The 13,016-nt window shown below is 64.4% G+C and carries 10 protein-coding genes; 4 read left to right on the top strand and 6 right to left on the bottom strand.

The features are described 5' to 3' along the window. Nucleotides 1–25 precede the first annotated feature (25 nt). From ACJO2E_RS15900 to ACJO2E_RS15875, 6 genes are all read right to left on the bottom strand, one after another. Nucleotides 26–1,378, bottom strand: a complete 1,353-nt coding sequence (locus ACJO2E_RS15900; protein WP_406965106.1) for a hypothetical protein — start codon at nucleotides 1,376–1,378, stop codon at nucleotides 26–28. Nucleotides 1,379–1,450: 72 nt separating this feature from the next. After that, entirely contained in the window at nucleotides 1,451–2,095 is a 645-nt protein-coding gene (locus ACJO2E_RS15895) for a 3-oxoacid CoA-transferase subunit B (protein ID WP_406965105.1), read from the bottom strand. Beyond that, nucleotides 2,082–2,765: a 3-oxoacid CoA-transferase subunit A gene (locus ACJO2E_RS15890; RefSeq protein ID WP_406965104.1), complete on the bottom strand. Its 684-nt coding sequence runs from the start codon at nucleotides 2,763–2,765 to the stop codon at nucleotides 2,082–2,084. The genes ACJO2E_RS15895 and ACJO2E_RS15890 overlap by 14 nt, the downstream gene beginning before the upstream one ends. A 30-nt stretch (nucleotides 2,766–2,795) precedes the next feature. Continuing rightward, nucleotides 2,796–4,742, bottom strand: a complete 1,947-nt coding sequence (locus ACJO2E_RS15885; protein ID WP_406965103.1) for a TRAP transporter permease — start codon at nucleotides 4,740–4,742, stop codon at nucleotides 2,796–2,798. Between the two features lie 68 nt (nucleotides 4,743–4,810). After that, nucleotides 4,811–5,953, bottom strand: a complete 1,143-nt coding sequence (locus tag ACJO2E_RS15880; RefSeq protein ID WP_406965102.1) for a TAXI family TRAP transporter solute-binding subunit — start codon at nucleotides 5,951–5,953, stop codon at nucleotides 4,811–4,813. A 151-nt stretch (nucleotides 5,954–6,104) separates the two neighbouring features. Beyond that, nucleotides 6,105–6,908, bottom strand: a complete 804-nt coding sequence (locus tag ACJO2E_RS15875; RefSeq protein WP_406965101.1) for an IclR family transcriptional regulator — start codon at nucleotides 6,906–6,908, stop codon at nucleotides 6,105–6,107. A gap of 75 nt (nucleotides 6,909–6,983) precedes the next feature. On the opposite strand from ACJO2E_RS15875, the gene ACJO2E_RS15870 reads away from it, so the two are divergent. The 4 genes from ACJO2E_RS15870 to ACJO2E_RS15855 all read left to right on the top strand — a co-directional run bounded on the left by ACJO2E_RS15870 (nucleotide 6,984) and on the right by ACJO2E_RS15855 (nucleotide 13,000). Further along, nucleotides 6,984–8,747, top strand: a complete 1,764-nt coding sequence (locus ACJO2E_RS15870; RefSeq protein WP_406965100.1) for a sensor histidine kinase — start codon at nucleotides 6,984–6,986, stop codon at nucleotides 8,745–8,747. Further along, nucleotides 8,722–10,068 carry a sigma-54-dependent transcriptional regulator gene (locus ACJO2E_RS15865; protein ID WP_406965098.1) on the top strand — a complete coding sequence of 449 codons (1,347 nt, stop codon included), beginning with the start codon at nucleotides 8,722–8,724 and terminating at the stop codon, nucleotides 10,066–10,068. Before ACJO2E_RS15870 ends, ACJO2E_RS15865 begins: the two co-directional genes overlap by 26 nt. Before the next feature lie 203 nt (nucleotides 10,069–10,271). Next, nucleotides 10,272–11,630: an ABC transporter substrate-binding protein gene (locus tag ACJO2E_RS15860; RefSeq protein ID WP_406965097.1), complete on the top strand. Its 1,359-nt coding sequence runs from the start codon at nucleotides 10,272–10,274 to the stop codon at nucleotides 11,628–11,630. Nucleotides 11,631–11,692: 62 nt separating this feature from the next. Then, nucleotides 11,693–13,000: an ABC transporter substrate-binding protein gene (locus tag ACJO2E_RS15855; RefSeq protein ID WP_406965096.1), complete on the top strand. Its 1,308-nt coding sequence runs from the start codon at nucleotides 11,693–11,695 to the stop codon at nucleotides 12,998–13,000. The last annotated feature ends 16 nt before the right edge of the window (nucleotides 13,001–13,016 follow it).

Below are 13,016 nucleotides of genomic sequence, written 5' to 3'. Positions count from 1 at the left end.
GCCTGCCCTTACCCCTCCCCTTCCATTAACTGGCGAGATACCAGGTCAGCGTTGCCGCCAGCATTCCCCCAGCCAACAGGCTGACCACCGAATGCACCAGGTTCCAGCGATACGCCGCCACCCTGGCGGAATAGCCGGTAATCCGTTCCATCAGCAGCGAGTTGGCGGAATAGGGTGTACCGCCGGTGGTAATGCCCCACCCGGATACTATACCGATACCCAGCCCCAGCACCGCTTCAGGCGGCCAGATCGGCCCCAGCACCCCGCCCGTCAGGGTACCGATAACAATGGGATTGAGCCCTATCATGCCACCGGCGAAGAACACCCATGGCACCAGCGCGGCCACCACCGGATAGCCCCACCCAGGCAGGCTGAAGCCAGCCCCCAGCCATTTCAGGGCAAAGCTGCTGATCAGCGCACCGAGGAAGGCGGAACCACCGACGATCACCAGTTCATTGCTGACCGGGGCCATGGAGGGCAGTGGATTACCTTTGTCCCGGGGTGAGCTGACCAGCCCGTGTACGAACAGGACGGCCACGGCACCCAGGCAACTGAGGGTCACCGCCTTGGAGTAGCTGAGCCCGCCAGGGCCACTGAGTACGAATGCGCCCACACAGATGGCCCCGATGATGGCCATGAACCGGAGCCACGGCAGATACTTGCGCAGGCCGGTATCAACCGCATCGCCCTGGGCCAGTGCCTCGGTTTCCCGTTCCGTGAACAACAGGCCGCTGAGCAGGTACACCACGGCCAGCGGCAGGCTGAAGGCAATCAGTTGCCAACTGTGCAGTCCCGGCAGGAAGGTTACTGTCATGACCACCGAAATCGACAGCGGGGAACAGGTGGGTGAGGCGCCAAAGCCCCGCAGGGTGCCACGGGAAGCATTGCGGGCCATGGCGGAATCCCCGTGCCGGCGCACCTGCCCGGCGATCATCGACGAGACCACCCCCACCGAACCGAAGTTCAGGGGGACCGACAGAACCGTGGTGCCAAAGGTAACACTGAGGTAGCGCACGGCCGGACGGCCCGCGAACAGGGTGGCGGAAATCCGCTCCAGGTCGCTGGAGCGGCCCAGCAGGGAGGACAGCAACATGACCGTGAGGATCAGCGCCGTCAGCCGGGTCATGTTCACGGCTCCGTCCATCAGGGCGGAAGGCTCATCCACCAGCGCCAGCAGCGACATGGCCACCAGCAGGCCGAAGATAATCCTGGCCACCAGGCGCAGGTCCCGCCACCCGAGCAGGATGGCGAGGACAATGGCGGAAGCGCCCACCACGGCCATGCCGGGAACCAGGGAAAGCACACCGCATAGCAACGCCAGGTACGCCAGCGCCGACCGCGTCAGGGCCAGCGGGCCGGTGGAAGGTGTCTGTGTCATCGAAGGCTCTTTGGAGGCCGGGGCAACCGCTCGCCCACAGCGGCGACAGCCCGGCTCACGATGTTGGTACGGTCAGGATTCCGGGGGCAGCAGCCGTGCGCCAGTCACCGCCTGGACCTCTTCCAGGGTGTTGTCGCCCACAAGCTCCACTACCCGCAGGCCCTCGTCGGTGACATCGAGCACCACCAGGTCGGTATAGATCCGGTCCACCACGCCCTTGCCGGTGAGCGGGTACTCACACGCCGGCAGGATCTTGGGTTCGCCGTCACGGGTGCAATGCTTCATCAGCACGTAGAGCTTACGGGCGCCCACCGCCAGGTCCATGGCACCACCCACGGCGGGCGGCTCACTGAGGTCATTGGTGGCCCAGCTTGCCAGGTCGCCGGTAGCCGATACCTGGAAGGCCCCAAGCACCGCGATGTCGAGATGGCCGCCCCGCATCATGGCGAAGGAATCCGCGTTGTCGAAGTAGCAGCCTCCGGGCAGCAGGGTCACGAACTGCTTGCCGGCATTGATCAGGTCCGGGTTCTCTTCACCGGGTGCCGGTGCCGGCCCCACGCCGAGGATGCCGTTCTCGCTATGGTATATCACATGCCGGTCGTCAGATACATAGTTTGCTACCTGCGTCGGCATACCGATGCCCAGGTTCACGTAGGCGCCATCGGGAATATCCCGGGCGACACGACGGGCCATATTCTCTTTACTAAGCGATTGCATCGAGCAGCCCCTCCTGCAGTACCACGGAATCCACGAAAATACCCGGTGTCACCACGGCTTCCGGGTCCAGGTCGCCCACCGGGACGATCTGCTTCACCTCGGCGATGGTGGTCTTCGCCGCCATGGCCATGGACGGATTGAAATTACGGCCGGCGGTGTTGTAGGTCAGGTTGCCCCAGGCATCGCCCTTCTCGCCACGGATCAGCGCCACGTCAGCGTGCAGGGCGGTTTCCAGCACATAGCCCTTGCCGTCGAACTCGCGGGTCTCCTTGCCCTCGGCCAGCAGCGTGCCGTAGGCCGTGGGGGTATAGAACGCCGCCAGGCCGGCGCCGGCAGCGCGGATCCGCTCGCCCAGGGTGCCCTGGGGCACCAGTTCGAAATCGATGGAGCCTTCCTTGTAGCGCTTCTGCAGCCACACGGAGCCCTTCGAGCGGGGGAAGGAACACACTACCTTGCGCACCAGGTTGTCCCGCAGCAGGGAGGCAATGCCCTCCTCCGCCACACCGGCATTGTTGGAAATAATGGTCAGATCCTTCGGCGCATGACGACGCAGGGCCTCGATCAGCTCCAGCGGGATACCGGAACTGCCGAAGCCGCCGATCATCACGACATCGCCATCCTTGATCACGGAGACAGCCTCCGCCATGGAATTACAGACTTTGTTGATCACGATGCATTCACCAACTGCGTTGAAACGGGTTTAACGGGCGCCACCGACGGTTACCGCCGGAAAGTTCAGGAACCGGCTGCTCAGGTAGATGGCGGCCACCAGGCCAAAGCCGATCAGGTCCGTTACCAGTTCCGGATAGATCAGCACACCACCGGCCACCAGCACCAGGATCCGCGCCGGCCAGGCCAGCACGCCGATGCGGTACAGGTAGCCCTCCATGGCGGAGGACAGCAGCCAGATCGCGGTAATGGCGGTAAAGGCCGACGACAGGATCTTGAGGATATCCCCCTGCAGGATCAGCGAGGGGTTGATCACGAACAGGAACGGCAGGATGAACAGGATGCCTCCCAGGCGCATGGCGTAAACACCGGTTCGCCCGGCCTTGGCACCGGCCACACCGGCGGCGGTGATGGCAGCCAGGGACACCGGTGGCGTGATGTATGAGAGCATGCCCCAGTAGAGGATGAACAGGTGACTGGCCAGCGGGTTGAGGCCCGCATTCACCAGCGCCGGCGCCAGCAGGATCGACAGGAAGATGTAGCAGGCGCTCACGGTCATGCCCATACCCAGCACAAAGCTGGTGATCGCCCCAGCCGCCAGCATCAGCGGAATGCTGCCGTCGGCGTAGAGCAGCAGCTCACGGGAGAAGGCACCGGCCACACCGGTATAGGACAGCCCCCCCACCACCAGGCCAATACCCGCCAGGATGGCCACCAGGTTGGCGACGCTGGTGGTCAGGTCCTGCATGAAAGCCAGGGCCCGCTTAAGGTTCAGGCGATGGTTGCGCTTGAACATCGAGATGCCCAGCAGGACCACCGTGGCGTAGTAGGGCGCGTAAGCTTCCAGGCGCATCACCAGCAACATGTAGATCAGCATGAACAGCGCCAGCAGATAGGGCCAGCCGTCCTTGAGGGTCTCCCACAGGTTTGGGATCTCCGATTCCGGCAGGCCTTTCAGGCCCCGGCGCGCGGCATAGATGTCCACCTGGAAAATCAGCGCCAGGTAGAACAGCAGCGCCGGCAGGAACGCGGCGATCATGATCTCCGCGTAGGGCACGCCCAGGAAGGACGCCATGATGAAGGCCACCGCCCCCATGACCGGTGGCATCAACGTGCCGCCGGTAGACGCACAGGCTTCCACCGCACCGGCGTAATGGGCCGGGTAGCCGGTCTTCTTCATGGTGGGAATGGTAATGGGGCCGGTGGTCAGGATATTGGAGATCACACTGCCGGAAAGACTGCCCATGATACCGCTGGACAGCACCGATACCTTGGCCGGACCACCCCGGCTCCTGCCCATCAGGGAGGTGGCGAACTGCATGAAGAACTCGCCACCACCGGTGGCAGTGAGCGCCGCGCCGAACACCACGAAACCGATGACCAGTTGCGCCACCACCTGCATGGGAATGCCGATGACGCTTTCCACACCGATGACATGGGCACGGATAATCTCCGGCAGGGTGTACTGGTTGCCCCACAGGAAACCGGGCATGGAATCCGCGTACAGCGGGTAGGTGCCGAAGAACAGTGCCACGAACAGCAACGGCCAGCCACCACAGCGGCGCACACCCTCGAGGATCAGCACCAGCAGGATGCCGGACAGTACGGTGGCCTCGGTGGGCGCCTGGTACTCCCAGCCCATATTGATCATGGTCAGGCCGTGGTAGCCCAGGTAACCGGCGCATACCAGCGCCGTCGCCGCCAGTGGCCAGTCGTACCAGGAAACCTTGCCCGACGCCCCTTTCCAGGCCGGAAAGGCAATGTAGGCCGCCGCCAGGAAGATACCGATCAGGTAGTAGAGATAGGCATTACCCAGAGGCTCAAAGCCCAGCAACTTCAGGTTGAAAGTCTGGTTGATGGCCATCAGCAGGCCCAGGGTACCGAGCAGGATAATCGCCCAGTAGCCGACACCCCGCAGACGACCGGATGTCGGTTCAGCGGCGGGTGCCGCCTGATCGGCGGACGTGGAAGCACTCATGACGTGGTTACTCCGAAAAGATCGACAGACGCCCGGTCAGGCGCCTGTCATCACGGGGGTCTTGGATATCAGAGGGATTCCAGGGCCTGGGTGCGGTGGGCTTCCCAGATCTCCGCGAATTCCTCGTCACTCTTGCCTTCGCCTTCAGCCGTGGCTTCCTTCCAGGCCTCACGCAGGGCATTCAGGCGGGCAAGACGCTGGTCGTTCCAGGCCTGATGCTCTTCGGTCCAGATGCCCTTCTCCTCCAGGTAACGGATCGCACCGGGATGGAACGGCACATCGATGGCCGGCGTACCCGCCTCTTCCAGGTCCCAGCGATCCATAACGGCGGTGGCATCCTTGTACATGCCGTAGGTCTCGTCCAGGGCCTTGATGTAGTTATAGACCGCGTCTTCATCCATATCCGCGCGCACCGTCAGCACCGGATAGCGATAGGCGAAGATGTCCACCGGATTTTCCTCGCTGATGCCCGCCCCCTGGGTTTCGGTGTAGGGCTGGAAGAAGGGCGCCACTTCCCGCAGGCGCTCCCAGCCTTCCGCGTCGTCCTGGGGCACATCGAGCCAGCGGATGCCGCGTGGGGATTCCGCCAGTTCATAGACGTGGCTTGGGGTGGTGGTGGTACAGGAGGCATCCGCCTCGCCCCGGGCCAGGGAACTCATGGTATTGGCGTAGGTGGGAAACATGATGGCGTCAACGTCATCGCGGGTCAGCCCGACAAACGCCAGGAAGGCATCACACTTCACGTTGATGGACGGGTTCCCGGCCACGTAGGCGAAACGGGATCCCTTCAGGTCTTCCAGGGTTTTGATGTTGGCGTCCGCCGCCGTGAAGATACCGAACGAGGACGGGCGACCGGCTACGGCACGCAGGTCCTGCGGCCCCCAGCGACGGGTGGAGAAGTCGTGGATGCCTTCCGCCGCGAAGAAGGTTTCGGTGGCCAGGAAGGCGTAATCGGCACGGCCACTGAGCAGCGGCTGCAGACGACCGATGGCTGAACCGGACGGCTGGATACGGATGCGGGTACCGTATTGCTTGCCGAAGGCGTCGGCGATGGCCGAGGCCTCGGCGTAACCGGCCGAACCGACATCGTAGGACGACCAGGTCATGGTATCGGGCAGTTCCTGGGCGGTCGCGGACCCGGCAAACAGCAGGGCCGTGCTAATGGCAGTGGCAGACAGGGTTCTGGTCAGGATATTGCTGGCGTAGGGCATGGGAATCTCCAATCGCTTCTTATTATTTGGTTAGATTTCAAACATAGTTCACATTTCAGATCCGGCGAACAAAGTAGCCCGAGGCGAATTCTTCGTCAAATTTTTTTCATTATGCTGAAAGCTTTTCTCGTATATTGATAAAATACCCCTATCAGGCCTGCTCCAGGGACCAGCGCCCGACCTCATCCCGGACAATCTCCAGCACCTTCCGGCGCCGCTCCTCGTTCATCCGCGACGCCACCGAGGCCACGCTGATGGCGGCATGCTCACTGGAACCGGGCACCCGGAAGGCGATTCCCACCGCAGAAACTTCCGGTACGATGCGACCCTCGTTCACGGAATAGCCATGTTCCCGGGCCTGCTCCAGCCACTGTTCCACCTCGTCGCGGGTGATACCGGAATAGCGGGGATAGCGGGGCGCATTCAGGTCCACCATGCGCCGGGCCTCCGGCTCCGGCAGCGCCGCCAGCAGGGCCATGGCGGCAGCGCCAATACCCAGCGGACGGCGGGCGCCGGCCACCAGGGTGTTGGCGGTCACCGGGTAAGTCCCCTCGGCAACGTCGATACAGACGGCGTCACGGTTCGCACGGATACTCAGGTAGGTGTAATCTTCAGTACGGACAGCAATACGCCCCAGCACCGGCTGCAGGGCGTGCCGCAACTGGAGATCCGGCGCCACCTCCTGGGCCGATTCCGCCATGCGCAGCAGGTCGAAACCCACATGGTAGGTCTTGGCATAGGGATCAAAGGTGAGCAGCCCCTCGCTGGCCAACCCGGTCAGCAGACGGTGTGCAGTGGCGGTATTCATGCCCACTTCACGGGCGATATGGGACAGGCTGCCACCGGTGGGGAAGACGGTGGCAACAGCCCGCAGCAGGGTGCAGGCCTTGGTGAGTGTGGTACTGCCACCGGGGGATTTACGGGATGACGCCGGGGTATCTCCTGGGTTGGCCATGGATGCTTCCTTAGAATTCTCAGAATGTAGGAAAATTTTATCGTATTTCAATAAAAATAACGACGAGACCATTCCATGAACCCTCCCCTTAAACCCCGCTTCAGCCTGGTAGGACGATACTCACTGCTGTCGTTGACCCTGATCGTCGGTGCCGTGGCCGTGCTCAGCAGCCTCTACGCCACCGTGGCGGATTCCGTCACCGAGCGCCTGGCGGGGGAACGCCTGGAGGCTCAGGTCGCCGGCACCGCCAACCGGCTGACCAACTTTATCGAGAATCGCATCTATCAACTGGAAACCCTGTCCACCCACCCCTCCATGCCCCTGTACCTGAACTACACCGATGCGGTGCCGGAAGGGGTACGGGAACTGGTGCGGGTGGAGGCGGATTCCCCGGACCTCTACGGCATCCTGTTCTTCAACGACGACAACGAACTGACCGAAGTGGTGCCGGGCCAGGCGGCCTCCGGACAGCCATACTGGGGCCGCCGCGGCTGGGGTATCCGGGGTCTGCCGCTGGTGATGATGGCCAACAGCGAGGTGATCGGCCCCCGCATCGGCGATGGTGCCAGCCCCGGCTGGCTGCTGATCCGCCAGCCGCTGCGGGACACGGGGGAACAGCCGGTGTCCGGGTCCATTGCCCTGCATGTGCGACTGGCTTCCCTCACCGAACTCATGCGCACCGAGAACCTGGCCGGGGTGCTGCGGCCCTACCTGAGGACGCCGGCGGGAGAACTGCTGGAACCTACTGGCAACCGCCTGGACACCATTCCCGACCAACTGCGGACCGGCCCGGAGGTGCTGCCGGGATGGCGCATCGACTACCAGGTGGCCGCCGGCGACATCCTCAGCCCGTTGCGCAGCGCCCAGCTCGGCCTCTACGCCCTGGCCGGGGTCATGGCCCTGGGCACAGTAACCCTGTTCTGGGCCCTGGCCCGCAGTCTGCGCCGCCGGGTGACACGGCTGGTGCAGGGGGCGGAAACCCTGGCCAGCGGTGACCTGAACTTCCGGCTGCAGGCACCGAAGAACGACAAGGACGAGATCGACGTGCTGGCCCATGCCTTCAACGCCATGGCCGATCGCCTGCAGGAACTGATCGGTCGTACCGTGCAGGCGGAGAAGATGGCGGTGCTGGGGGAGTTCGCCACCGGCGTGGCCCATGAGGTCCGCAATCCCCTGGCCACCATCAAACTCACGGTACAGGCGCTGGAGAAAGGTGAACCGGATGACGAGCGGCGTGAATTACTGGTGTCCGTGGAGTCGGAAATCGACCGCCTGAACCGGGTGGTGGGGGACCTGCTGGACTACGGCCGGCCCGTGCCCGGCGAGCCCCAGCGGGTGGAGATCCGGCGAATCTTCCGCCATGCCACGGTGCTGACTTCCGGCCTGGCGGAACAACGGCAGGTCACCGTGTCCGCCACCGGCGATTCCCGCCTGGCCATCGTGGCCAGCCCCGACCAGGTGATCCAGTGCCTGGTGAACCTGCTGGCCAATGCCATCGAGGCCTGCGATGCAGGCGGCACGGTGCACCTGAGGGCCTTCCGCAATGGCGACCGTATCCACGTGGACATCACCGACAACGGCTGCGGCATGGATCCGGATACCCTGAGACAGGTCACCGAGCCCTTCTTCACCACCCGCCAGGAAGGCACCGGCCTGGGCCTGAGTATTACCCGCCAGCTTATCGAACTCAATGGCGGCGACCTGCACATCCACAGCGTCCGTGGCGAGGGTACGACGGTTTCGGTCACCCTTCCCGCCGCAAACAGTGATAACCTAGATTCATCACCACAAGAACAATCGCCTACAGACAATCATGCGCTCACAGATCCTGATCGTTGACGACGAGAAGAGCTTTGTCCGCTCCATGGGCTTTGCCCTCAGCGAGGCCGGCTTCCGCACCCTCAATGCCCATACCGGTGAAGAGGCCCTGACGCTGCTGGCGGAACACACCCCGGACCTGATGCTGCTGGACCTGCGCCTGCCGGGTATGGATGGCATGGACGTGCTGGCGGAATCCGTACGCCTGCACCCGGAGCTGCCGGTGGTGATGATCTCCGCCCACGGCGATACCCGGGCGGCGGTGCAGGCGGTGAAGGCCGGGGCCACCGACTATCTCACCAAGCCCTTCGCCCTGGATGAACTGCTGCACCTGATCCGGTCCATCACCGAACGCCGGCAGATGCAGGACGAACTCATCTATCATCGCAGCCGCAGCGCCAATGCCTCCGGTCTGGTGGGGTCCAGCTCCGCCATGAAACGGCTGTGGGACACCGTGCAGCGGGTGGCGGCCAGCAGTACCGGGCGCATCCTGCTGCTGGGGGAATCCGGCACCGGCAAGGCGGTGGTGGCCCGGGCCATCCACCAGCAGAGCCCCCGGGCCGAGCGGGCCTTCGTGGAGATCAACTGCGCCGCCCTGCCGGAGCAGTTGATCGAGGCCGAACTGTTCGGTGCGGAAAAAGGAGCCTACACCGGCGCCCACCAGAAGCGGACCGGCCTGGTGAGCCTCGCCCACGGCGGCACCCTGTTCCTGGACGAGATCGGCGAGCTGCCCCTGGCCCTGCAGGCCAAGTTCCTGCACTTCCTGGAGAACGGCGACTACCGCCCGGTGGGCGCCACCACCAGCCAGACCTCGGATGTGCGGGTGGTGGCGGCCACCAACCGCTCCCTGGAGGAGGAGGTCCGGGCGGGCCGCTTCCGGGAGGACCTGTTCTTCCGCCTCAACGTGATCGAGCTGACCATTCCGCCCCTGCGGGAACGGGGGGAAGACCTGGGGGAGCTACTGGATGTCTTCATCGAGGCCCAGGCCCGGGAGGAAGGCTGCCGCCCCATCGCCGTGCCCCCGGAAACCCTGGAACGCCTGTCCGCCTATAACTGGCCCGGCAATGTGCGCGAGCTGCGCAACCTGGTGGAACGGCTGACCATCCTGCACCCGGGCCAGCGCATCCGCCCGGGCCAGCTTCCCACCGAGTTCCAGCCCGCCACCGATGCCGCCCCGTCACCCCGGGGCACCTCCCTGGAAGCACAGCTCCAGGACACGGAGCGGGAGATGATCCAGCAGGCCCTGGAGCAGACCGATGGCCACAAGGGCCGGGCCGCGGAACAGCTCGGCATGTCCCGCCACGCCTTCAAGCGCCGCCTGCAACGACTGGGGCTCTCCTGACGCTCCCGGAATGAGCGATTTCCGCCCATAATTCATCGCCATGTTGAGCGGATTCCGCTCATTCTGAGCCCCCTGCGGATACCGATAACCCGTCGCCACCTGCGAAACGCCGGTAACAGGCGATCATCGGCGCGTTGGTCCCGGTTTTGCTACAGTCTCCCAGCGAAACAACAATAACCACCTGACCCGATCAGGAGACCGACGTGCGGAAATACCGAAGCCGTCATCGCCAGCCACATGCCACACAGCCACGGACCCGTTCCGGTCGCCGGTTCCGGCAACTGTCCGTCGTCCTGCTGTATCTCTGCGTGGTTCCGCTACTGCATGCCCTGCCCGACACCCCGCCTCCGGTGGGTCGGGTGGAACTGGGTGCCGCCGAGGGCGAAGCCGACGCCACCATCGCCTGCATGTACCCCATGACCGGACGGTCCGCCAGCTATGGCCGCGACAGTATCGTGGGTATTCGCCTGGCACTGGAGGAACTGGCGGCAACCCCGGATGCCCCCAGTCTGCGGGTGATCGTGGATGATTCCCGCTCCAAGGCCTCCTTCGCGGTGCGCATGGCCGAGGACTTCATCAGCCAGGACAACGCCAATATCCTCTGTGGCATGGTCAGCTCCGGCGTGGGTATGGCGGTGAGCCGGCTGGCCCGGGACCGGCAGGTGATCATGGTAGGCACCGACCACGCCTCGTCCCGGGCCACCCTGGAAGAAGGCCATGATTACTATTTCCGCGTGTCCAGCGACACCTGGACCTCCCACGCCGCCGGCGCCCGCTACCTTAAGGACCTGCAGGCCGACACCGGCTGGCGGAAGCTGGCCTTCCTGGGGCCGGACTACGAATATGGCCGTGTGGCCTGGCGCGACCTGAAGCAGGCCCTGGCGCAGAACGACGTCAGCTTCGAGCAGACCGGCACCTACTGGCCCCGCCTGTACGAGCCGGACTACTCCCTCTATATCCAGTCGCTGCTGGAATCACCACCGGATGTGCTGGTGGTGGCCCTGTGGGGTGGCGACTTCACCGCCTTCCTGGAGCAGGCCCGCACCACACGGCTGTTCGACCAGATGCGGGTGGCCAACTTCGACACCGGTGGTGACTACGAGACCCTGGTGGCCCTGGGTGACAACCCGCCGCCGGGCCTGATCCTGTCCGCCCGCCACCATGTGAACTGGCCGGATACGACAGCCAACCGGTCGTTCGTGGAACGCTTCCACGAGCTGTCCGGCCGTTACCCGAGCTATTCCGCCCAGGGTGCCTATGCCGGTGTGCTGGCCGTTGCCAACGCCATCCGCAAGGCCGGTGATGTCACCAACACCCCGGCCATGATTCATGCCCTGGAAGGCCTGGAGATCCGCCTGCCCAAGGACCCCTACGGTTTTACCTCCTATATCGACCCGGACACCCACCAGATCGTCCAGGCCCAGGCCATTGGCACGCCGGTGGCCAGTGATCGCTTTCCGCCCGCCAGGATTCTGCTGGGCAACTGGCGGATCTACGATGCCGAATCCCTCAAGCCGTCCGCCGCCCTGATCCGGGAGCGACGCGGTGAAACCGGTGGCTGACCGCCACCCTGTCAATCCATGCAGCATCCTAACCGAGCACAACAACAAACAAGGAGCACGCCATGACAACCCAACAACCACAAGCACTGAAAAGAACCCTGCTGTCGGTGGCCCTGGCCTCCGTCGGTCTGATGGGCCTGGCCGGTAGCGCCAGCGCCCAGGACGACACCTTCAAGGTGGGCTTTGTCACCTTCCTCTCCGGCGGTGCCTCCGGGCCCTTCGGCGTACCCGCGGCCCAGGGCGCGGAAATCGTGATCAAGGCCATCAACGAGGGCACCCTGCCCGCCCCCTATAACACCAGGGGCGTCAACGGCCTGACACTGGAATCCGTGGTGGTGGACGAGGCCGGCGGCCCCACCAAACAGGTGGAAGAATACCGCAACCTGGTGCAACGCCAGGACGTGGACGCGGTGATCGGCTACATCTCCTCCGGCGACTGCCTGGCGATTGGCCCGGTGGCGGAAGAAATGGAGATGTTCACCATCGCCTTCGACTGCGGCACGCCCCGCCTGTTCCAGGAAGTGGAGAATCCGTCCTACCTGTTCCGTACCGGTCTGGACGCCGTGGCGGACAACGTGGGTGCGGCCCGCTACCTGGCGGAGACCCATCCCAACGCCAGTCGCATTGCCGGCATCCAGCAGAACTATGCCTGGGGGCAGGACTCCTGGCAGGACTTCACCCTGGCCATGGAACAGCTGATGCCGGAGGCGGAGATCGTCAACAACCAGACCCCTCAGATCTTCCAGGGCAGCTACGGTACCGAGATCTCGGCCCTGCAGACCCGCCGCCCGGATGTCATCCACTCCTCCATGTGGGGCGGTGATATGGAATCCTTCGTGGCCCAGGCCAACGCCCGTGGTCTGCTGGCCCAGGCCACCGCCCTGCTGACCACCGGGGAATCCGGCCTGCATCGCTTTGAAGGACAGGCACCGAACGGCACCATCCTTGGTGGTCGTGGGCCCTTCGGCGGCTTCATGCCGGAGAACGAGCTGAGTGACTGGTTCCGCAAGGCCTACGAGGAAGAACATGGCACCCCGCCCAGCTACCCGGCCTCCAAGGCCGCCCAGGCCATCCTGGCGCTGAAATACGCGGCGGACAATTCCGGGGCCGACGGGGTACCCAGCCCGGAACAGCTGGCTGCCGCCCTCAAGGGCGCCGAGTTCCCGTCTGTCTCCGGCACCGTACGCATGGCGCTGGCCGATGGCCATCAGGCACTCCAGCCCATGTACTACGGCGAGTACCACTATGAAGACGGCGAGGCGTCACTGCGCAATGTCCGCTCGTTCCCGGGTGAATGCGTCTCCGCCCCCGATGGCCAGAACCCCCAGGAATGGATCAAGGCCGGTTTCCCCGGCGCCGAATGCGACTGATCCATTCACCGACCTG

It is taken from the genome of Marinobacter shunpengi, from assembly GCF_045449695.1.
Classification (GTDB): domain Bacteria; phylum Pseudomonadota; class Gammaproteobacteria; order Pseudomonadales; family Oleiphilaceae; genus Marinobacter.
This window is presented reverse-complemented; position numbering and strand designations above follow the sequence as displayed.

Excerpts from the sequence above, each read along its gene's own strand:
- ACJO2E_RS15900 (WP_406965106.1), bottom strand. The coding sequence starts at position 1,378 with ATGACACAGACACCTTCCACCGGCCCGCTGGCCCTGACGCGGTCGGCG.
- ACJO2E_RS15895 (WP_406965105.1), bottom strand. The coding sequence starts at position 2,095 with ATGCAATCGCTTAGTAAAGAGAATATGGCCCGTCGTGTCGCCCGGGAT.
- ACJO2E_RS15885 (WP_406965103.1), bottom strand. The coding sequence starts at position 4,742 with ATGAGTGCTTCCACGTCCGCCGATCAGGCGGCACCCGCCGCTGAACCG.
- ACJO2E_RS15880 (WP_406965102.1), bottom strand. The coding sequence starts at position 5,953 with ATGCCCTACGCCAGCAATATCCTGACCAGAACCCTGTCTGCCACTGCC.
- ACJO2E_RS15875 (WP_406965101.1), bottom strand. The coding sequence starts at position 6,908 with ATGGCCAACCCAGGAGATACCCCGGCGTCATCCCGTAAATCCCCCGGT.
- ACJO2E_RS15870 (WP_406965100.1), top strand. The coding sequence starts at position 6,984 with ATGAACCCTCCCCTTAAACCCCGCTTCAGCCTGGTAGGACGATACTCA.
- ACJO2E_RS15865 (WP_406965098.1), top strand. The coding sequence starts at position 8,722 with ATGCGCTCACAGATCCTGATCGTTGACGACGAGAAGAGCTTTGTCCGC.
- ACJO2E_RS15855 (WP_406965096.1), top strand. The coding sequence starts at position 11,693 with ATGACAACCCAACAACCACAAGCACTGAAAAGAACCCTGCTGTCGGTG.